Below are 20,427 nucleotides of genomic sequence, written 5' to 3' on the forward strand. Positions count from 1 at the left end.
AACTACTTCCAGACCCTTTAAACCAATATTTTGGAGTAGATAACCAACATCAATAAAGCTAAATGGAATATCTGTGTTTAGCCAAAACCATTAGTAACCGGAGTTTTGAAACCAGCTCAAAAATTAAATATAATATAGTTTTGTTCATCGTACACTCAAATTCTATCAGGGGCAGCTCCATTACGGGTTTTATCAAGATTACTTCCGTCCCGAATTCCTGGTCCTGAACTGATTCTTCCTGCCGCAGATTCACGCTTTTCAATCACTTTTTCGTATACTTCGAGAGTCTTTTCAGCTATCGTTTTCCAGTTGTATCGTTTTTTGAGAAGATCGTAACCTTTTTCCCCCATTCGGTTATGGCCAAGCCCTTCAAGGACGTAATTGAGGCCCCAGGCAATAGAAGAGGGTTCTTTATGGGCAATAACGCCTGTCCTGAAATTCTCCACAAGGGCGACCGCATCGCTTGCCACTACAGGTTTTCTTGCATCCCAGGCTTCAAGCACTACGATTCCAAAGGGCTCGTTCCGGCTGGGCACGCAAACAAGGTCGCAGGCATTGAACCAGTCTATTACAGTGTTATCCGGGGCATACCCGAGGAAATTGCATGAATTCTCTATACCAAGCCTGTGGGCCTGATTTTCACACTGGGAGCGCATATCTCCTTCGCCTATCAGCACAAACTGGGCATTTCTTTTTTTCAGGACTTTAGCTGCAGCTTCCACCAGCAGGTCAGGCCCTTTCTGATAGGACATCCTTCCCGTGAAAAGCACCACTGGGAGACATGGATGGATACCATAATGCCTTTTCACATCTCCAGGGTCGATTTGTCTTTTTATTTTTCCCACATTTATGCCGTTAGGAATTTCCCAGAGCTTGTAATCGGGAATTTTATAGATGTGCCTGATTTCTTCCTTAAGTACGGTCGAGGTCGTAATAATGTCCGAAGACTCATAGCCTCCGAGCCATTCCCTGTGGGAGATTTCTTTTGCCTCCCACCAGTCTCCGTGGCGGTTTCCATTACGACCCCATTCCGTACTGTGGAAGGTCAGCACAAAAGGCAGTCCGAACTGGGCTTTTATCCTGCACAGGACATTTACGGGGTGCCAGTCGTGGCCATGAAGAACATCAAATTCTCCTGCACTTTCTCTCACTTCAAGGAACCGGCAGTACATACCGTCGCACATCCGGTTCATCTGTTCTACGATTCCTCCGCTCTGGTCACAGGCAATCTTGTGATAATGGACTCCGTTGATTAATACATCTTTATTTTCGCGGTCTCGTGTAAACAGGTGGACCTCATGTCCCTCTGCCGCAAGAGCTTCAGAGAGTTCAGATACATGGGGTGAAATTCCTCCTACACGTATCGAATACAAACTTTCCCAGGTAAACATTCCTACTCGAATCTTTTTCATATGCTCACTTATCCCTTTTTATCAAAACGGGAGTTAAGGAGTAGCGAAGAATGCAGGCTTCCCCTTGCCTTTTTAATATCTACATTCTCCAGTTTGCTGAATTCAGTTTTATTAATCATTTTTATTAATCAGTCCTATTAATCTCAGGTTTACTGAACTCAGGTCACCACAATCTTTCTATAACTCTACCCCCTTAGGCCTTCAATAAACTATATAAAGGTAAAAGGGGCATGACCTTGATTTACATAATACAAAGGTACTTTTCACATTAAGAATATGGTCTCTATACTTCCTTAAGTTTATTCCCTTTTAATGGTAGATAAACATATCTGTGAATTTTTCTTATGTTTTTGACTGAAAATAATGAGAGTGCTTTTCAGCCTCTCTTTTTAAGTTTACTTTTACAGGTCTTATCCTTCGGGCGTAAAGTCACCCCTTAAATAAGATGCTGCCCTTTCCGGAGATATCGTATTGATATAAATTCCCGTACCCAATTCAAATCCCGCATTAACGGAAATCCTAGGGAGCAACCGAAGGTTCAGGTGATACTCAGGGGCTTCGGAAAGCTGGTAGAACATATAGTTGAAAGGCGGGTTTCCAAGGACTCTTCCGTAGCTTTTGAGAATGTCTCTCAGAATCTCCCCGAGAGCAAAAAGAATTCTGTCATTGCAGTCCCCAAGAGAACTGACATGCTTCTCAGGAAGAATCCACACTTCAAATGGCCCTACTGAGGAGTAAGGAGTAAAAGCTATCCATTCGCTGTTCTCAAGTATCATACGGGGAGATGCCTTTTCCTTATCAAATATGGCACAGTACGGGCATCTTTCTTTTTTCCTGATAACGTCCAGTTCCCTTGTCAGAAGAGGAGGGCAAAAAGGCAGGGCCAGAAGCTGGCTGTGAAGGTGGTTAATCGAAGCTCCTGCTCCTTTCCCGGAGTTTTTGAACAGGGAAACATAGAGTACTTTTTCACGGGTCATATAGCTGCATGTACGGTCTCTATAGACCTGCATGAGTCCTGAGATTTCAGAGCCGGAAAAGTCCTCAAGCCTTCTCCCATGCAAAGGTGATTCTACGATAATTTCATGAAAGCCATATGCAGGTTCGGCCCGGAGACCATTTTCCCGATGCTCTGGGGAATCCGGCGCAGGTGAAAGAGCAGGATAAAGATTCGGAAAGCAGCGGAAATCCCAGTTGCGTACCCTTTTTTCAGGGGTATCGGCATAGATTTTCCCATTTTTATATACTGCAGTCGCAAGGGGAGTATTTTCCTCAGCTCCCCCGCAGAAAAGGCAGTTTTCATAGCCACTTTTCCCGGTGTCTTCACCTGCCCCTGCAAAATCCGAAGGTCTTTTAGCTCTTTCTTCAGCAATTATACAGTACTCGGAAAGAAAATAATGCTTTCTGATCTCTGACATCTCAGAAAAACCTCGTTATATCTTTTTCCCTTTTCCCTTCTTTTTTGGTATTTTTTCCTTCTTTATTCTCTTTTCTTCTTTCGGTTATCTTTCCTTTCTTCTCCCCTTTTCTTCTTTTTCATTATCTTTTCTTCCGCTTTCGTTACTTTCTCTCTTTCTCCGTTATCTTTTCTCTCCTTTCCCTCTTATTTCTCTTCTTTCCTTCTTATTTCTCTTCTTTTATTCCTTCTCTTCTTTTCTCCTTATTTCTCTTCTTTTATTCCTTCCTTCTCTCCTTTCCCTTTTTTTCTCTGAATTCTAATGAGATATTTCGTTGCAGCCTTTCCGCCTTTCCGAATACTTTTAATTATTCTTTTATCTCCTGCCGGCAGTATTTTCCTGCTTGCAGAAGCGAGCCCCGCTTATAAGTTCATAATACTGTTCGGTAGGTGCTCTCCAGTCCATATCTTTTGCAAGGAGGAAGGCTTCCCTGCAGAGGAGTTTGTACTTTACCCTATCGTCTATGAAATTTTGCGTAAAGTAGCTGACTGCCAGGGCATAATCAAGGACTGTTTCATAATAGGAAAGATCGATATTGTCTACCACAATCACTCCTCCAAGTACTTCTTCAAGGGACTCGATCGTTTTTATAGCGTCACTGAAGCCGCAGACCCGGCTGACCACACTTGGGGTTCCTTCTTTTCCGGCTTCAAGCCCTGTGAGCAGGAAAGGGTCGTAACGCGAGGGAAAAATGCCTGCACAACAGCCTGACATAAATTCCCCAACTTCCATGCCCAGCCCTCCATCCGAGCTTGAAAGAATCTGTGGATATAAAAGTGCTGCAACCGAACGTTTTCCCCTTACCATCTTCGAAAAATCCAGCCCTTTTTCTTCTATCATCTGCTGGACCCTCAGCTCATTTCCTACAAGCACCTCTTTTGGCAGGTTGACAGGGAATCCTGATGGGAGGTTTGTTTTGGGTCCTTCTGCCGTAACAAGGAAACAGATTACCCGGATTCCTTCCTGCATATGCCCTTCGAGAATGCTGTTTTTTATTATATGCTCAAGAGCTACAAGGGAATCAAGAAGGTCCGGATACCCCTTATTTTCTACTTCCAGGCGGGAGATTGTGAAAATCGGGATTATTTTTTCGGGCTCTATCCTTTCCCCTCCGTGGTATTTGTACAGGTTTTCGGAAAGGAACTTCCTGATACGTTCAAGGGAGCTTTCTTTCTGGTCCCAGTCTATCTTATCGGATTCTATAGTTATTCCATTTCGGATCACAATCCCGTTAATCCCGTAAAAGAGCCTGACTTCCTGCCGGGTTGACTCCCCGACTGCGGTAACCGTATCGGCATATGACGCAAGGGCTTCAAGGGCGGCCAGGTTTTCAGGCACGCCTGGAGGCCATGTACTGTCATTATTCCTTCTTTTCTGGATGGAGTTATATCCTGCAGTCCTTCCGGGCAGAGTTGCATGCAGGGTTGCAACCGTATTTACCGGGATTCCAAGCCTTTTCAGCCTGGCTGGCGCATAAAACACTCCGAATTCGTGGCAGTGCAGGGAGACTCCAGGGCAGGGGATAAAACCCTGAGTTGAGGCTGCTTCAGGGGTTTCGACTTTTTCCGAAGCGGTGCTTACAAGAAGCCGGACAAGCTCGGAAATTGCATAGGAAAGGCAAAGGTAATGGGTATATTCAGGCCCGTTTGACATACTCTCATATCGCAGGGAATCAAGCCCGAAATGTTCGTAGGCTTCAGCTTTGACCCTGCTTTCAAGGGTCATCTCCTTTCCCATATACATCGAGCGTATTTTCCCGAAATCCGAGGTTTGAAACTGCAAATAGCCTATCTTTGTATCCCCTATCAGTTTGCCTCCAGTAAATACCTTGATGCCTGATCTTTCCAGGGATTCAAGGCTTTTCTGGAGCTCTTCGCCAGGATTGAGAGGACCGAATTCCTCCATACCTGTAATCCGGTTCAATCCCCGATTCCAGTCCGCACCCCTGTGCCCGTAATAAGGGCCCACAACAAGTATCTCTTTCCCGTCCTTTGTATTCAGTTTTCCGGAATCGAAAAGAGCCGCAAGGGTTTGTGCTTCTTCATGAATGACATTCCAGATTCCGCCCATCTTGTTTGATTTAGGGCCTGCTTCTTCTCCGGCAAGTATGACAAAATGCTTTTCCAAATCCTGACCACCCCAGGGTCTTTTGCCATTCCATTCTGTATTTATATTTTAATTCGCCTGTGAATATTAAAATGTATCACTCGAAAAATAAACCTGTAAAGGGTGCAGGCTGCATGAAGAAACTATCGGGATCTGGAGCCTGCGGCCTGATGGCAGTTATTGAGATGAAAAAGGAAAAATATAAAGGCTCCCGGACCTGTTGAGAATCTCTAAAAAAGCATAAAACCGCTGCATAAATGCGGGAACAGGAATTTATCAGGCACTGGCATCAAGTACAGAAGTCTTTGTTTTCGCGTAACAGCTTTCCACAAGTTTCATGGTCCCTTCGAGCTCGGTAATTTCAAAATCAAAGAGTGTGGAAAATTCTCTGACATAAGCTTCAAAATCCTTCTCATAGATGAGGCCCGTGTTTATCCTTGCAACTCTTTTGTATCCGGCATAATCAAAGACGAATTTCGACATGGAGATGTCATCGGGGTTCTGGCTCAGGCCTGCGGTCCTGATCATCTCCCTCCAGTTTGCAGCCCACATAGGGGTCAGGAAAAAGGTGCCCACTCCTTTGCAGCTTTTCAGGACTTCAAGATAGCGCCCTCTGCCTCCGAGCACGGCACCTATACAGTCATCAACAATTTCCCCGTTTTCTTCTTTCAGGATGCAGACCTTGCAGCCCAGGGTCCTGAAGTCATCTTCGATTTTCCCGAGCACGTTTCCGCAAAGCCCGTAAAAGAGCAGGATTCCATCCGAATGCGGAGCCATTGCCTCTACTTTTGAATAAACCGTTTTCTTAAGGTTTTCAGGAATTGCGTGCAGGGCGAGCTCAAGCATGTATATATTCAGGGTAAGCCCCTTCTCTTCCTGTTTTTCCGGCAGCTCTTCAAAAGGAAGCATTTTGTGCGGGACCCCGGCTTCCAGCAATTTTTTCCTTATGCCGCCGCAATCATTGTTCTCCACGACAACTACTTTTTCAATTTCAGGGTCATTTTCGAGCAGGTGCATTATTTCATCTTCGAACATTCTGCACCCGATTATACTGATCACTGGCATTTGCAACTCCTCCTATTTTTCTCCCTGGAAGCTGAGTAACCCGGGCTCTAATGCAATATTTGCAGTATTCTGTAGCATTTTATGGTTTTCTGCATGGTTTGCAGTATTCTGCGCGTTTACAATATTCCGCATTAGTTTGCAATATTTGCATCGTTTTACACTATGCTACGATTTTCATCCTATCTATTTTATAATATCTAACTTCTTTTTTATAATATAAGATATATTAAAATATAAATATGTCTCTCCTCTGTTAAAGTATAGATCCCGGTATCAATTTATTTTGACTTCCTGCTTTTTCAATATGCCTGCTTTTTCAATACGCCTGCTTTTTCAATACGCCTGCATTAGCAATTTCCTTTTTTGTCAACTCTTTCGTTTTAATCCATGGCCCGATTCTTCAGATTAGGGCCTGGTAGTAACCTTTCTTCTCCAGGACTTCGACAGGGAGAGAAAAAAGTTCCGAAAGGTTTGCATCGGTCAGGATTTCCTGTTTTTTTCCGTCCATGAAGATTTTTCCGTCTTTTATGAGGATTACACGGTTGATTTCCGGAATAATATCCTCAAGGGTGTGAGTTACCAGAATAACACTTTTTCCCGAACCTGCAATTTTCCGGACACTTTCGCGGAAGCCATGAAGAGCTTTGAGGTCAAGGCTGTTTGCAGGTTCGTCTAAAATAAGGGCTTGCGGGTCATGCACAAGGGCTCTGCCTATAAGCACCCTCTTGGCTTCTCCCGAGGAAAGCTCGGACATAAGCCTGTCTGCAAGGTGGGAGATCTCAAGAAAGGCAAGTACTTCCCTTGCTCTTGAATCCATTTCAGGGGTAACTTTGTGGTTGTAGTAAATTCCTATGCTGCTGAAAAACCCTGAAAGTACGACATCCAGCACACTGACCTGGCGGCAGCAGGTTTGCTGAAGGTCGCCGGATACTATCCCGAGCAGTTTCCTGAGCTCAAAAACGTGCCAGGTCCCTTTGCCCATGATATTGAGAACAAGTCCGTCGGCTGCTGCAAGAGGATGATATTCTTTTGTAAAGGTCTTGATGAGGGAAGATTTTCCAGAGCCGTTAGGCCCGATAATTGCAACATGTTCTCCCTGCCCGATAGACAGGGACACCGAATCAAGGATTTTTCTCCCGCCCCTGACAACGGTTACATTTTTCAGTTCCAGCAGGGAAGGAGAATCAGTCTTCCCCGAAAAGTCCATATTCTGAGCCATTTTTATCATCTATCTGAAAACCTGGAATAAAATCTCACGAATAACCGGAATTTAAGATTCCGCTCGATTTTTTTTATGAGCAAACCAACCTGCAGTTCCAATATAAATGTTTACACTTTGCACTTAAGTCATTCAAGAGTTTGTAAGCACGTATAATAAGCATGGATAATAAGTATGGATAATAAGTATGGATAATAAGCATGGATAATAAGCATGGATAAACCATGAATTACAACTTGATAATAATTCTGAGATAAATCTGGATAACAGCAAGGTATAAGACTATGTTTATTCTTTCCCGGTTATTCTGAGTAATCAGGAAACGTTAAAAATAAGTTTAGTCAACTTATTATCTCTCGAAACTTGTTGATCTCCTTATATCCTTTTTAAGGCGTTTTCACGCCCTCAATAATATTAATTTTTTAATGGAGCCCTTTCTAAAAATTATTAGCCCCTATTTTAGTTTCTTGTGTTTGTTTCTTGCGTTTATATAATCTTATAATATAGTTTTGCTTTTATCGAAAAACAGGGGATTCTGGGGGTTCTTTGTTGGAAGTCTACAATACTCGGGGTTCGTTCAGCTCCTACCTCTACGAGATACGTTTTATCATTCTTTTTTATGTAATCGGGGATTGGGCCTCTACGGTTTATGCCCTTCCTCGGGGTGTGGAGTATAATCCGGTTCCTGCCATGATTCTGGAGAATTACGGGATCTACCACCTTTTACTTGTTAAAGTAGGGTTTATCTTCCTGCTTTTTTATGTAGCTCCCATGATAAAAGTTTCAATAGAAAGGTGGACTCTTACAAAACATATTATAGAATCCGTCGGCATCTTCGTAACCGCAAATAATCTTATGGTTATCTGGTATGGAAACAGCCTTATACAGGCTCTCGGGCTTGTCTGAGTTAATCTACACTGACTTAATCAGATACACGCAGCCTGCCTGTTTTTCTCCTTCCTTTTCTACAGGCAGATCTGAATTCTTTTTCCGACCTATCTTCTTTTTTTCGGCCTATCTTCTTCTCGGCCTATCTGCCTTTTTCCTTACCTGGTTTTTGCATACAGGAAACAGTCGTAATAATTTTCTCCGACCCTATGGACTTTTTTCATAACGCATTCTTTTTCGTACCCGCATTTCTGGGCCACGCGCTCGCTTGCAAGGTTCCGGGTATCCATGAGGATAACAATTCTATGTAAATCCAGTTTCTCAAATCCAACCTTTTCAAGCTGTCTTACAGCCTCGGTTGCAATCCCCTTTCCCTGATAGTCCCTGTCAATGAAGTACCCGATTTCTCCTATCCAGGGCCTGTGTTGATCGACCCTGATCCCGCAGGCTCCGACAAGTCTTCCGTAGTAAAGGATGGAGTAGTTGTGCTCAAAGTTAGCCCTTCTCTTGGCTTCATTCAGATGCAGAAAGTACCTTTCTTCTTCAAGCGTTTTTATAGGAAACTCAATGAACTCAAGGTTTGTATGGGTAATTATCTCAAAGAAACGTTCGGCATCAAAGAGTTCCTGAGGGCGAATTTTTACTTCGGGCATAAACAGAGATTGAATTTCCTTTATGAAAAACGTTTTCAGGCTCTGTTTTTATTTTGTCTCCTCTTCTTTATTTTTTGGCAGGTGCTTAAAAAATAAGATCTAAGTAATATATAAATAAAATATAAGTACACCTCTAATTAAATAGAGGAATGTGGAACCCAGTATTGTTGCCAGGATCAGAGAGGACCTTGCCCGGAGTGTGGATGAGAAAACAGAAGCCGGTTATTCTCGCTTTTTTAAAGAAGAAGTCCGATGCTACGGGGTAAAGTCTGCGCTTGTGGGAAAAATTGCAAAAAAATATTTTAACGAGATAAAGTCCGAAAATAAAAAAGCGATCTTTGCCCTGTGCGAAGAACTCTTTCGGTCCGATTACTGCGAGGAAGCCTTTATCGCAGCCGAGTGGGCCTACGAGGTAAGAGAAGCTTACTCTGAGGACGATTTCTTTACCTTTGAACGCTGGATTGAAAAGTACGTCAATAACTGGGCGAAGTGCGACACCCTCTGCAACCACGCAGTAGGCTCTTTTATAGAGAAATTTCCGGCGTATGTGGCAAACCTCAAAACCTGGGCGCGGTCGGAAAACAGGTGGGTTCGGCGGGCGGCCGCAGTAACCCTGATCCTGCCGGCCCGAAAAGGCAATTTCCTGAACGAGGTTTTTGAAATCTCGGATCTCCTGCTCAAAGACAGGGACGACCTGGTCCGGAAAGGCTACGGCTGGATGCTCAAAGAAGCCAGCAAAGCCCACCGGCAGGAAGTCTTCGAATACGTTATGAAAAACAAAAAAGAAATGCCCAGAACCGCCCTGAGATACGCAATCGAGAAAATGCCACAGGATTTGAGAGCCAGAGCTATGGAAAAATAACCGGAAAGCCTGAACGGAAAAATGAGAAAATGAGATAAAGTGAGAAAAGTATTAGAAGAGATCAGAGAGACAGAAGAGAGGCAGAAGAGAGGTGAAAAGTAAGAGATAGTGAGGAGTAAGGAACTTTTCAGACACAGTACCCCCATACTGTATCCAGGTTCCCTACTCCCGGATGTTCCCTTTTAATTCCTGTATCTTTTGCCTGCAACTGAATTCTGCAGGAACTTTTTTTTCACTTACACATTTTGCCTAGGTTACAATTAAAAGGATCTCTTCACAAGTATTTTGTTCTATTTACCCAGTTATGATACGGACTTAACATTTAAAAAGCTTTTAATAACAACGCTTTCCCCATCCTGGTTTTTTGAAAGCCCGACTCTGCGCTGCAAGGTGTCGAACATTATAATTTTTTATTTAATGAGATAAAATGTGAATTGTCAGGGGAAAGGTAAGAGAACTGGCTATTAAGAGTTTTATTTGGTCAAAAAAGCATTCCCTGATTGATCTCAACAAAAGGACTTTCACAGTCGATTTACTAAATTAAATCGATGCGATCCTTCCTGCATCAGTTATAACGTACCCGCTGTCTCCATCGGTTATATACCCCATTGCTTTGAGTTCCCGAAGGTGATTATAAGTCATACCCTTCGAAATTCCCGCAGTTGCGGCTATCTGCGTTACGGAGGAAATTCCTTTCTGGATCTCTTCGAGTATCAATTTTTTCGAGGGATAAGAACCTTGGTAAGGTTTATAAACTATAAATATATTGCTTAAGGAGTAACTCGGCTATCTTATGCGAGTGTAAATGTGAAATATATACTTTGGCTTGAAAACCGCAAGTATATGGGTCAGAGGAAAATAGCATATAACTCTAATATCCACTAAAACAAGGATTAAAACATGTAAAAAATATACGCAGTGGCACATTGCTCATGTATTAAAGTTTGATATCCATTAAAACAAGGACTAATACCTTCTTTCTTACATGTAGCATGTTCCAAATCTCCTCTTTTTCTTGCTATTTTTAAATCTTATAATAATCTATTTTTAATGTAAAAAATATACACTTTCTTTTTATATTTATCTACAAAGATATATATACAATCAATTCCAAGTTAATGTAAAAAATATAGCTTAAAACTACAACTATTGTTAAATAAACATAAAACTTGGACAATATTACCTCGGAAGAATAAATTTATTTAATAAATATTTAAATGTAGGTATAATAATGATTGAAACTATTTGTAACATAGGTAAAACTGTCAGAGAAATTGAAGGGGATAAAGATTTAGTCGATTTATGGCAAAAAGAAGAAAATGGGGATTACGAATTAATTATTAATGTTGATATCTCCAGTGATTCTATTAAAATTGATACTAGAGATTTCGAAAAACAAGTCTTCAAGGATGGATTATATTTTGTTCAAGGAAACTGGTATGTTGGTGCCGTCCTCAAAAAAGAATCATTGAAGGACAACAAAATAAAAGATTGTTTGAGATTTATTGATGTTCCTTTGAACAGATTCAGTGAAGTTAAGTCAATGCTTGATTCAAAGCTCAAAGAGTATGCTGGAGTAAATTTTGTAATACTTTTTATGAAGGATGGTCAAAAACCAATAGAAATCTCCAAAAATAGGTTTCTTGAAGAAATTGAAAAAAATGGATTAAAAAAAGTGTTATTATCTGGGTATTGTCAGTTATGTGGTCAGAACACGGATACTCTGTATGATAGTATAATCTATAAATGTTACACAAATGACAAAGGGATTTTTTCAAATACAGAAGGTCTGTCTTACGGTATTTGTAATAACTGCATTTCTAATATACTTCATGGAAGAAAACACGTAAACTCTTTTCTTAATACATGGTGGGGAGGAAGTGAGGTTCTATTTCTCCCTCATATATACAATGAAAAAATAATGGATATTTTTGCGTTTCATAATATTAATGATTTTAAAGGTAATAAATTTCTTGATTATATCCGTGAGAACGAAACTGAAGTTATCGAGGAGATAGGAAAATGTAATTCTCAAGTTGATATCATCTTCTATTCTGCACAGAAATCTGAATGGAAAATAACCTACCACATAAGAAACGTGATGCCTTCAAAGTTTACAACTATTGCAGAACTCGAACGTAAATATGAGACCAAGTCAGGAAAGCACCTTGCTCTTTGGCAAGTACTCGTTTATTTACTTGGCGATTTTTCGAAACCAAATGAAATTTTCAACACAAATGAAGCTAAAAATTACCTAAAGTCCGTTTTTCACGGAAACGATGTGAATAGGAATCTTTTCTTTTCCCGTGCAATGAGCAAGTATAAGCATGACTATTTTAACGGGTATAAAAGCATGTTCATGATTCACCGGGTATATAATTTCCTTGTGGATTGTGGTTGTCTTGATAATGGTTGGAGTTTCATTGAAAAAAATGAGGGAGGATACAATATGACGACATATAAAAATATTGAAGAGTTCTTTGAAATTAACAGAAAATTCTTTGATAATGAAATTAAAAAATCATGGTTTTTGCTTGGTCGCCTCTATGGAAATATGATATACGAATCAAAAAATTACAAGAATGAAGGCGAAGTAGAAAATACTGAATCGTACCTTGAAAAGAACTTTTTCTTTGGACGGAAATATGATTTCAAAAGTTTTGTTTACTTTTCAAATCAATGTTCTGAACTGATGTATAAGTATGGAGTGCAAAATAAAGGATATTTAAAAAATCTTATCTCTTCTTCTAAAGAACTTATGGGAGTAGGCGATAGCAATTTGTCAAGTGATGAAGCGAAGTATATTTTCTTTTGGGGAATGCAGCAGTGGATTGGAAAATCAAAGGATAACAATAATAGTAACGATGGAGTTGATCAATAAATGGCTAGTACTAGAGAATACTTACTTGTTTGGGATAGTACAATGGCAAATCCAAACGGCGATATGTTAAATGATAACAAGCCCAGGCACGACGAGATTACAGGCCAACTTGAAGTTTCTGATGTTAGAATAAAACGTTTCGTCAGGGATGAATGGCAATCAATGGGTCATAATGTTCTTGTTAGAACTAAAAAAGATAATGATGGTAAAGTAATGTCATGTACCAGTTTGATCAAAGAGGTTATGGATAAAGCAAAAATAAAAGAGGCTGAACTTCCGAATCATCTCCTGAAAGAGTATATCGATGTAAGATTGTTTGGCGCAGTGATCACAAAGCCTAAGTATGACATTACAGGACCTTTGCAGGTAATGTGGAGCAAATCTGTAAATCCTGCAGAAATAAAGTTCATGCAAGGAAACTCCGCTTATGCAGGTGGAGAAGGAAAAAGCCAGTCTACAATCTGGTCCAAATACATATCCCCCTATGCACTTTTTAAAACTTATGCTGTTTATAATGATAACACAGCTAAAAGACAGAGTATTGAAGTTAGTGAAAAAGATCTTGATGAATTTTCAAAGGCCCTGATTAATGGCCTTATTAATTATAGAAGTACTTCCAAAAATCAGATGCCCAGGTTATTGGCCGAAGTTGTATACAAGGAACATAGGATCGATGGTGAACTCAATTACATTGATATAAACTATGATTCCAATGTTGAAGAATTGCGAGATATTTCTCAGGCAACTCTCGATCTTAGAAAGCTTTGCACTTACTATGAAAATAAAAAAGAATCAATAGAGACAATACGCATCTATAAACATGGGAGTGTAAAAGTGGAAAACCTCTCAGAAGATTTTAAAATAATTGAATTTTAATGAGAGGGGCGTTCTTCAATGGATTGCTTGGTTTTTAGGGCAAAAAGTGGATATGCTAAGTTTCGAAAACCATATACCACTACATCAGCTCTTACTTTTTTGTGTATCCACCCTCCAGCTGTAAAGGGTCTTATTGGGGCGGTTATAGGTATTGATAAGAATGAACTTTATAGAAATACTTTGAGCCTAAAAATCGGTATTCAAGTGCTTTCTCCAGTTCGCAAGGATATGCAAGTTTTAAAATTAGTGAGTATGAAGGCTGAAAAAGATTTATTTAATTTTCCTGTAAACGCAGAATTCTTGAGAGATCCTGATTACAGAATTTTTATTTCATGGCTTCCTCACAAACTTGATGAACTTGAAGAGAGGTTGCAGAACCAGAGACCTATTTTCACACCATATTTGGGTGTAAGTGAATATATTGCAAAATTAGATTATGAAAAAAGAGTTGAGGCTGAATTACTGACAAAGTCAAATAGTATTGACAGCCTCATACCCTCTCGTTTTATAGATCTCCAGCACTCTGACTATCATCTATTTACAGATAATATTCCTGTATCTAATAATGAAAAGAGGGAGTATCTAAGTTACGAGAAGATTTTGTTTGCTTTCAGAGAAGATGATACTTGTAAAAAAGAAAAAGCCTGCAGTTTGATGGGTAATCTAAAGAGGGATGTGTACAAAGTTGATGAAAACATCGTTTTCTTCTTTGAATAATAGTTTTATTTTAAGGTCACATTTTCATCAAACATTGAAAGACCATTTGGAAGAAGTTACTTCTATAGCAACTCATATTTATGATTCCCAGAATGATGACAGTGAAAAGCGAGATATTGTCCGAAAAATCTGTATTGCCCATGACTTTGGCAAAGCCACTTCTTTTTTTCAAGAGTATCTTGATTTTCAAGAGGCAAAAGAAAAAGGTGATTTTGGGAAAAAGAGTAAGGTTTTTGGACCTAATAAAAATCACGCTCTTTTGTCTGCTCTTTTTGCTTACTGGTGGCTTCCAGAGGAATATAACTTACTTGGCTATTTGATTATAAAAAGACATCATGGAAGTGTAAAAGATGCTCGTGATGAATTTGACTTAACGGATGATTATAGCGTCATTGAGGAACAGATACAAGACATTCAAAAATTTAGCCAGACAGAACTTGAGAATATTTATGGCCTAGGTTTAAATGAATTTTTTGAGTTTGTTAATGAAAGTAATCTAAAGTTAATTAGAACACGTTTCCGTAAAGTTTGGAAATTAAATGACTTTTCTGTAGAGGATACTTTAGATTTTAATTATTTTTATTCTCTATTGCTTACTGCGGATAAAATGCAACTAATATCCGAATTACCAACAATGCCAAGTCAAAAACCTTGCTGGTTCGTTGAAAAATATAAAGACCATATACGTTCTAATCTACTAGCTGAAAATCCAGCCATTGCAGACTCTCAAATATTTAAGATAAGAGATGAGATATTCAGAGAAATGAAAGAAGAACTTGATAAAATTGATTTGAATTCTGAATCTTTTTTTTCGATCAATGTTCCAACCGGTTCTGGAAAAACATTCCTTGCTTATTATTCTGCCCTTTATTTTGCTGACAAACTTAAAAATCTCTATGGGGAACAATCGCGAGTTATATATTCTCTTCCTTATATGAGTATAATTGATCAAAACTACGATGAATTAATAAATATTATCAAATTCAATCAAGAAACTGATGAAGAACCGAAGGATACGGAGATATTAAAACACCATTCTCTTTCGGAAATAAAATATGAATCAGATGAGAACGAATATGAAAATTATGACGCTAGATTTTGTTACGATAACTGGCAAAGCAAAATTGTAACTACTACCTTTGTGCAGTTGTTTAATACTATATTCAAGGTTGGAGATAATTCCATTGCACACCGTTTTAATCGAATCGTAAATTCAATAATAATCCTTGACGAGATTCAGGCAGTGGATGAAAAATACTATTCAGTAATTCGCACTTTTTTCGAATTACTAGCAAAGAAATATAATGTTAAGTTTATTTTTGTGACCGCAACAATGCCTTTGCTTATTGGAACGCATGAACTGGTACCTAGAAAGAAAATTTATTTTGAGAGCCTTAACCGGATCAGGATTTGTAATCATATTAAAGAGGATGTATCAGTTAGCGATTTTAAAAATATACTAATAAAAGACATCGAATGTCGAAAAGACAAAAGTTTCTTGATTGTGCTCAATACGATTAAATCATCAAAGGAAATATTTAAATTTATTCAAGAAAATACATCTCGAAAATGTCTTTATCTTTCAACTGAGATATATCCAAAAGCAAGACTTGAGAAAATCAATCTTATTAAGGATTGTCGCAAAAAAGATAATAGTATAAAATTTGTAGTTGTCTCAACACAGTTAATAGAGGCTGGTGTTGATATTGATCTGGATGTTGTTTACAGAGATTTCTCTCCTTTAAGTTCGATAAATCAAACGGCAGGAAGAGCCAATAGAAATGGAGTGGGTAAGGACTCCAGTGAAGTTCATGTATATAGACTAAAAGATGATGAAAAAGGTCGTTATTTTCACAATTACATATATCCAGCATTTATAACCGATATTACTAGAGAGGTTCTTGAAGACAAAGAAATTGTCCAAGAAAATGACATTTATTATCTTAATGAAGTTTACGCGGAAAAGATTACCCAAAAAGTTAGTCAAGATAAGTCGATTGAAATTTTTGAGCACATCAAAAATATTGATTTTAAAAAACTAAGAGACTCCTTTGAACTGATCAAAAATGACTATGCCTTCAAGAGAGATGTGGTTATCGAAGCAGATGCCAAATGTTCTCAAATCATTAAAGAAATTTCTGAGCTGAAAAGGGATAAATCGTCAATGGAAAATCAATGGGAGTATAATTTTAAAATTAAGAATTTGTTCCGCCGCCTGAATCAATATAAAATATCTATATATGAAAGTACTTATTCGTTAATATTTGATGATCTTTGTAAGATACGTGGATTCGATACTGAATATCTTCCACTCAAGTCTGGTACTAGAAAACTTTATTCACCTAGTATAGGTATAGTCTCAGAAGTTAAATCTATTGAAATTTTATGATATGGGGACTTGTTTTTGTATATAAACTACACTTGTCTACAGTATCCAGATGTCTGTCTGCATATGCGTGATGGTTCGAAGCTAAGAGGATTCTTCGCAAAAAAATACTCATCTGAAGAGCTTATGCATAATCATAGAGAAGATAAAAACATTTACAGGTATCCTTTAGTCCAATATAAAGTGATTGAAGGTATACCCACGCTTGTCGGACTAAACGAGGGCTCAAATCTTATTTTGGATATTGGTATTTGTGAAGAAGAAATAAATATTGAAGGTGCTCGATTTTGTCTTGATAGAGCAGAAATAATTACTGAATCTACTTTCTTTGGCACTACTGATAAGATCTATCGGTATATTTTTAAAACTCCCTGGCTTGCTTTAAATCAGGGAAACATAACTAAGTATAACGCTGCAGATGAAATTGAGAAAGATAATTTATTAACAAAGATTTTAATTGGAAATTTGCTTTCAATGGCAAAATATCTGGACTTTAGGGTTGAGGACGAAATTAGAGTTAAACTGAATGTCAAGCCAATGAGATTAAATTTCAAGGGTAAGCTAATGGCTGGCTTTAAAGGTGAATTTAAATCCAACTTCAGTCTACCTGATTATATTGGGATTGGAAAATCTGTTTCTAGAGGATATGGTTCAATTAAAAAACTATAAGTGGGTGATGTCACGCAGCTTGTAATCAATACTCACGGTTCTTTTATCAAAAAGCAGAATAACTGTTTCCTTGTCAAAAATGAAGACAAGGTTTTCGAGGTCTCGGAAAAGAAGGTTGAAAGCATTTTAATTACAACATCTGCAACCATTACCACCGATGCGATCAAATTTGCGGTGGAAAACAATATCGATATCGTTTTTCTGGACAATTTCGGGGACCCTTACGGGCGGGTGTGGCATTCGAAGCTGGGGAGCACGACTTACATAAGGAGAAGGCAGCTTCAGATTTCGGAAGAATCGGAAGGGTTCAGGCTGGCAAAAGGGTGGGTTGAGCAGAAAGTTGAGAACCAGATTCTTTTCTTGAAAGACCTTAAAAAGAACAGGCCTGAGCAGAAAGATGAACTCGATGATTATATTGCTGGCATGGAAGAAATGAAAGCCCAGCTTGAAGCGCTTGACGGAACTCTTGACGAGATGCGCGGGAAAATTATGGGGCTTGAGGGCATGGCTTCCAGGAATCATTTTGGGGCATTGAGCTTCCTTTTGCCCGATAAGTGGAAATTCGATGGCAGAAGCCGGAACCCGGCAAAGGACGAATTTAACTGCCTTTTGAACTACGGGTACGGGGTTCTGTATTCCAGGGTGGAAAAAGCATGCATTATAGCAGGGCTCGACCCTTATGTTGGTTTCAATCACACGGATGACTATAATAAGAAATCTTTTGTGTTTGACCTGATTGAAATGTACCGCATTCACGTTGACAGGACTGTTTTCAACCTTTTCTCAAAAAAACAGGTGATGGATAGCTTTTTTGATGCAATTCCAAACGGATTAACCCTTAATAAAGAGGGAAAAGCTGTCCTGATCCAGGCTGTCAATGAAACCTTTGAAAAAGAGATAAGTTACGGGGGCAGGAATATAAAAATCGGAAACACAATCCAGTTCGACTGCCACAGAATTGCAAACAGCCTGATCGGAAAATAAAACAAGAAGGGATTAAACTTGCTTGTCTGGGTAATATATGACATTACAGAAAACAGGGTTAGGCAGAAAGTAAGTGACCGCTGCAAGAACTATGGACTTTATAGAGTCCAGAAAAGTGTATTTCTGGGAGATCTTAACACAAACGACAGAGAGTCGCTAGGGCTTGAATGTGAAGAATTGATTGATACGGAAAAAGATTCCGTGTATGTATTTCCTATGGATGAACAGTCTTTTAAAAAAGTCCAGCTTATCGGCCAGGCTTTTGATAAGGATCTTGTCAGCGACGAAGTGATAACCAAGTTTTTCTGAGGTTCTCTGAATTTCTCTAAGTTTTTCCGAGGCGGAATATGACAAACTCCAGGACAAATCCCGAATCTATAACAATTGAAGATGAATCGAGAGCAGGCATTGAAAACTGTACTGAAAACGGTAACGGAGAATACGCTGAAACGGATTCCGAAACAATAATCAGAATTTCAGACGTGCTTGAATATCTGTTCTGCTCCCGTTTCATTTATTATATGTACTGCCTCGACATCCCTCAGCATGAAGAAAAAAGGTTTAAAGTCTTAAAAGGCCGCGAAGTCCATGAAACAAGGAAGCTCACAAACAGGGATTATCTGCGGAGAAGCCTGGATTGCATCAGGAAAGAAAGTGATGTTTTTATTGCCTCAAAAGAACGCCATATAAAAGGAATCGTGGACGAAGTCCTGTTTCTGGGAGACGGAACCGCAGCTCCTCTCGAATACAAATTTGCCGAATACAAGGAAAAAGTCTTTAAAACCTATAAGTTCCAGCTTGTCTTGCAGGCACTTTTGATCAGGGAAAATTACAATATTGAAGTAAATCGTGCATACCTTTGTTTTACACGCAGCAACAGCCTGGTCAAAGAAATAGAGATCAGCGCCTCTGATTTCAAAAAAGCCGATAAAATAATACAGGAAATACTCGATATCGTTCAAAAAGGCTTATATCCTAAGACCTCCAGATCTTCTAGAAAATGCGTAGATTGCTGTTACCGGAATATCTGCGTATGAAGAGATTTTTCTTGTATTTATAAAGGGTTTGATAATATCCCAACAAGAATTTTAGTCCCAGAATTGGGCTTATCTTAGGCCTTTTCTGGCCAAATAACGGAAAATTTTGCCCTATTCGCGAGCAAGATCCATTAAAACAAGGATTGAAACGTGTCAGGAAAGAGTATAGTCCACGTCCCTTCTTATTCGCGAGCAAGATCCATTAAAACAAGGATTGAAACCCTTCCCATGTGCCTCACAATGACAGGTAGGACACATTCGCGAGCAAGATCCATTAAAACAAGGATTGAAACGAAAGTTCTTTGAATGGACAGACCTTGAGCAGATCATTCGCGAGCAAGATCCATTAAAACAAGGATTGAAACCAGAGTTTCGGGGGCTGTCATGGGGGCTAATGATTCATTCGCGAGCAAGATCCATTAAAACAAGGATTGAAACAATAAGAAGGTCGAGTTTAAGTTTAAGTTTTTTATAACAAATTCGCGAGCAAGATCCATTAAAACAAGGATTGAAACTACTAGCACTACGTGCAGAAAACCGATTCGTGCTATTCGCGAGCAAGATCCATTAAAACAAGGATTGAAACCAAATGCAGGGAGCCCCACAAATGGAATCCTGACAATTCGCGAGCAAGATCCATTAAAACAAGGATTGAAACTACATAGGATTTCTTCCATCGATCACCGATTGTTCCATTCGCGAGCAAGATCCATTAAAACAAGGATTGAAACTACATCCCAGTAAACTCCCTCCACTGAACCGGCTGAATTCGCGAGCAAGATCCATTAAAACAAGGATTGAAACTTGATAAATTAGTTTCCGTGATTGATCGTTCAAAATATTCGCGAGCAAGATCCATTAAAACAAGGATTGAAACTTAAGCACAGTACTTGGCTGCGTATGTGGATAAATATTCGCGAGCAAGATCCATTAAAACAAGGATTGAAACCATATGTAGCTTTACACCACATATCGGTTAGCATTTTATTCGCGAGCAAGATCCATTAAAACAAGGATTGAAACTCCATTACATCATCAATTTTAACTCTCCATGCATCTAATTCGCGAGCAAGATCCATTAAAACAAGGATTGAAACGGATCTGTACCAAATCTAAATGGATATAATTCGCATATTCGCGAGCAAGATCCATTAAAACAAGGATTGAAACTTATCTATGCACAGCAGGTTCTTATGCCAACTCAGATTCGCGAGCAAG

18 protein-coding genes and 1 CRISPR repeat array are annotated in these 20,427 nt (G+C 39.2%); of the genes, 11 read left to right on the forward strand and 7 right to left on the reverse strand.

Going from position 1 to position 20,427, the window contains the following annotated elements:
- Window positions 1–155 precede the first annotated feature (155 nt).
- The 3 genes from ACPK8D_RS16580 to ACPK8D_RS16590 all read right to left on the reverse strand — a co-directional run bounded on the left by ACPK8D_RS16580 (window position 156) and on the right by ACPK8D_RS16590 (window position 4,993).
- On the reverse strand, window positions 156–1,412 hold the full coding sequence (locus tag ACPK8D_RS16580) for a glycosyltransferase family 4 protein (RefSeq protein ID WP_424718959.1): 1,257 nt from the start codon (window positions 1,410–1,412) through the stop codon (window positions 156–158).
- Window positions 1,413–1,822: 410 nt separating this feature from the next.
- A complete protein-coding gene (locus ACPK8D_RS16585; protein ID WP_424718960.1) occupies window positions 1,823–2,827 on the reverse strand; it encodes a galactose-1-phosphate uridylyltransferase in 1,005 nt (334 codons plus the stop codon).
- A gap of 354 nt (window positions 2,828–3,181) precedes the next feature.
- On the reverse strand, window positions 3,182–4,993 hold the full coding sequence (locus tag ACPK8D_RS16590; protein ID WP_424718961.1) for a glycosyltransferase: 1,812 nt from the start codon (window positions 4,991–4,993) through the stop codon (window positions 3,182–3,184).
- A gap of 71 nt (window positions 4,994–5,064) precedes the next feature.
- Between ACPK8D_RS16590 and ACPK8D_RS16595 the strand changes: the two genes are divergently transcribed.
- Complete coding sequence (locus ACPK8D_RS16595) at window positions 5,065–5,196, forward strand: hypothetical protein (protein ID WP_424718963.1); 132 nt, start codon at window positions 5,065–5,067, stop codon at window positions 5,194–5,196.
- 52 nt (window positions 5,197–5,248) lie between these two features.
- Here ACPK8D_RS16595 and ACPK8D_RS16600 read toward each other — a convergent pair whose 3' ends face one another.
- Window positions 5,249–6,037, reverse strand: coding sequence for a DUF1638 domain-containing protein (locus ACPK8D_RS16600; RefSeq protein WP_424718964.1), 789 nt, complete (start codon window positions 6,035–6,037; stop codon window positions 5,249–5,251).
- A 400-nt stretch (window positions 6,038–6,437) separates the two neighbouring features.
- Entirely contained in the window at window positions 6,438–7,265 is an 828-nt protein-coding gene (locus tag ACPK8D_RS16605) for an ABC transporter ATP-binding protein (protein ID WP_424718965.1), read from the reverse strand.
- Window positions 7,266–7,805: 540 nt separating this feature from the next.
- Between ACPK8D_RS16605 and ACPK8D_RS16610 the strand changes: the two genes are divergently transcribed.
- A complete protein-coding gene (locus ACPK8D_RS16610) occupies window positions 7,806–8,162 on the forward strand; it encodes a hypothetical protein (protein ID WP_424718966.1) in 357 nt (118 codons plus the stop codon).
- A gap of 140 nt (window positions 8,163–8,302) precedes the next feature.
- Here the strand turns inward: ACPK8D_RS16610 and ACPK8D_RS16615 are convergent, their stop codons facing one another.
- Window positions 8,303–8,797 carry a GNAT family N-acetyltransferase gene (locus ACPK8D_RS16615; RefSeq protein ID WP_424718967.1) on the reverse strand — a complete coding sequence of 165 codons (495 nt, stop codon included), beginning with the start codon at window positions 8,795–8,797 and terminating at the stop codon, window positions 8,303–8,305.
- Window positions 8,798–8,948: 151 nt separating this feature from the next.
- Between ACPK8D_RS16615 and ACPK8D_RS16620 the strand changes: the two genes are divergently transcribed.
- Window positions 8,949–9,659: a DNA alkylation repair protein gene (locus ACPK8D_RS16620; protein ID WP_424718968.1), complete on the forward strand. Its 711-nt coding sequence runs from the start codon at window positions 8,949–8,951 to the stop codon at window positions 9,657–9,659.
- Between the two features lie 540 nt (window positions 9,660–10,199).
- On the opposite strand, the gene ACPK8D_RS16625 is transcribed toward ACPK8D_RS16620, so the two are convergent.
- The gene (locus tag ACPK8D_RS16625) at window positions 10,200–10,376 is read right to left on the reverse strand and encodes a winged helix-turn-helix domain-containing protein (RefSeq protein ID WP_424718969.1); all 177 of its coding nucleotides are present in this window, start codon (window positions 10,374–10,376) and stop codon (window positions 10,200–10,202) included.
- 514 nt (window positions 10,377–10,890) lie between these two features.
- Between ACPK8D_RS16625 and ACPK8D_RS16630 the strand changes: the two genes are divergently transcribed.
- The 8 genes from ACPK8D_RS16630 to cas4 are packed head-to-tail and all read left to right on the forward strand — an operon-like array spanning window position 10,891 to window position 19,209.
- Window positions 10,891–12,540 (forward strand): TIGR02556 family CRISPR-associated protein, encoded by a 1,650-nt coding sequence (locus ACPK8D_RS16630; protein WP_424718970.1) that lies wholly within the window; start codon window positions 10,891–10,893, stop codon window positions 12,538–12,540.
- On the forward strand, window positions 12,541–13,416 hold the full coding sequence (gene cas7b, locus ACPK8D_RS16635) for a type I-B CRISPR-associated protein Cas7/Csh2 (protein ID WP_424718971.1): 876 nt from the start codon (window positions 12,541–12,543) through the stop codon (window positions 13,414–13,416). It begins immediately after the preceding gene.
- Between the two features lie 18 nt (window positions 13,417–13,434).
- Window positions 13,435–14,133 carry a type I-B CRISPR-associated protein Cas5b gene (gene cas5b / locus ACPK8D_RS16640; protein ID WP_424718972.1) on the forward strand — a complete coding sequence of 233 codons (699 nt, stop codon included), beginning with the start codon at window positions 13,435–13,437 and terminating at the stop codon, window positions 14,131–14,133.
- A complete protein-coding gene (cas3, locus tag ACPK8D_RS16645; RefSeq protein ID WP_424718973.1) occupies window positions 14,105–16,522 on the forward strand; it encodes a CRISPR-associated helicase Cas3' in 2,418 nt (805 codons plus the stop codon). Before cas5b ends, cas3 begins: the two co-directional genes overlap by 29 nt.
- 15 nt (window positions 16,523–16,537) lie before the next feature.
- Window positions 16,538–17,188, forward strand: coding sequence for a CRISPR-associated endonuclease Cas6 (locus ACPK8D_RS16650; RefSeq protein WP_424718974.1), 651 nt, complete (start codon window positions 16,538–16,540; stop codon window positions 17,186–17,188).
- Window positions 17,189–18,172, forward strand: a complete 984-nt coding sequence (gene cas1, locus ACPK8D_RS16655) for a CRISPR-associated endonuclease Cas1 (RefSeq protein WP_424718975.1) — start codon at window positions 17,189–17,191, stop codon at window positions 18,170–18,172. It abuts the gene before it with no gap.
- A gap of 18 nt (window positions 18,173–18,190) precedes the next feature.
- Window positions 18,191–18,481: a CRISPR-associated endonuclease Cas2 gene (gene cas2, locus ACPK8D_RS16660; protein ID WP_424718976.1), complete on the forward strand. Its 291-nt coding sequence runs from the start codon at window positions 18,191–18,193 to the stop codon at window positions 18,479–18,481.
- A 38-nt stretch (window positions 18,482–18,519) separates the two neighbouring features.
- Window positions 18,520–19,209, forward strand: a complete 690-nt coding sequence (gene cas4 / locus ACPK8D_RS16665) for a CRISPR-associated protein Cas4 (protein WP_424718977.1) — start codon at window positions 18,520–18,522, stop codon at window positions 19,207–19,209.
- A gap of 113 nt (window positions 19,210–19,322) precedes the next feature.
- Window positions 19,323–20,379: direct repeats of the CRISPR family, unit length 37 nt; unit sequence ATTCGCGAGCAAGATCCATTAAAACAAGGATTGAAAC.
- Window positions 20,380–20,427 lie beyond the last annotated feature (48 nt).

The sequence above is a fragment of the Methanosarcina sp. genome (genome assembly GCF_049706645.1).
Classification (GTDB): Archaea; Halobacteriota; Methanosarcinia; order Methanosarcinales; family Methanosarcinaceae; genus Methanosarcina.

Bases quoted from the DNA above. Each gene is read 5' to 3' on its own strand.
- ACPK8D_RS16615 (WP_424718967.1), bottom strand. From the start codon at position 8,797: ATGCCCGAAGTAAAAATTCGCCCTCAGGAACTCTTTGATGCCGAACGT.
- ACPK8D_RS16580 (WP_424718959.1), bottom strand. From the start codon at position 1,412: ATGAAAAAGATTCGAGTAGGAATGTTTACCTGGGAAAGTTTGTATTCG.
- ACPK8D_RS16630 (WP_424718970.1), top strand. From the start codon at position 10,891: ATGATTGAAACTATTTGTAACATAGGTAAAACTGTCAGAGAAATTGAA.
- ACPK8D_RS16595 (WP_424718963.1), top strand. From the start codon at position 5,065: ATGTATCACTCGAAAAATAAACCTGTAAAGGGTGCAGGCTGCATGAAG.
- cas3 (WP_424718973.1), top strand. From the start codon at position 14,105: ATGAAAACATCGTTTTCTTCTTTGAATAATAGTTTTATTTTAAGGTCA.
- cas7b (WP_424718971.1), top strand. From the start codon at position 12,541: ATGGCTAGTACTAGAGAATACTTACTTGTTTGGGATAGTACAATGGCA.
- ACPK8D_RS16585 (WP_424718960.1), bottom strand. From the start codon at position 2,827: ATGTCAGAGATCAGAAAGCATTATTTTCTTTCCGAGTACTGTATAATT.
- ACPK8D_RS16605 (WP_424718965.1), bottom strand. From the start codon at position 7,265: ATGATAAAAATGGCTCAGAATATGGACTTTTCGGGGAAGACTGATTCT.
- cas5b (WP_424718972.1), top strand. From the start codon at position 13,435: ATGGATTGCTTGGTTTTTAGGGCAAAAAGTGGATATGCTAAGTTTCGA.
- ACPK8D_RS16600 (WP_424718964.1), bottom strand. From the start codon at position 6,037: ATGCCAGTGATCAGTATAATCGGGTGCAGAATGTTCGAAGATGAAATA.
- cas4 (WP_424718977.1), top strand. From the start codon at position 18,520: ATGACAAACTCCAGGACAAATCCCGAATCTATAACAATTGAAGATGAA.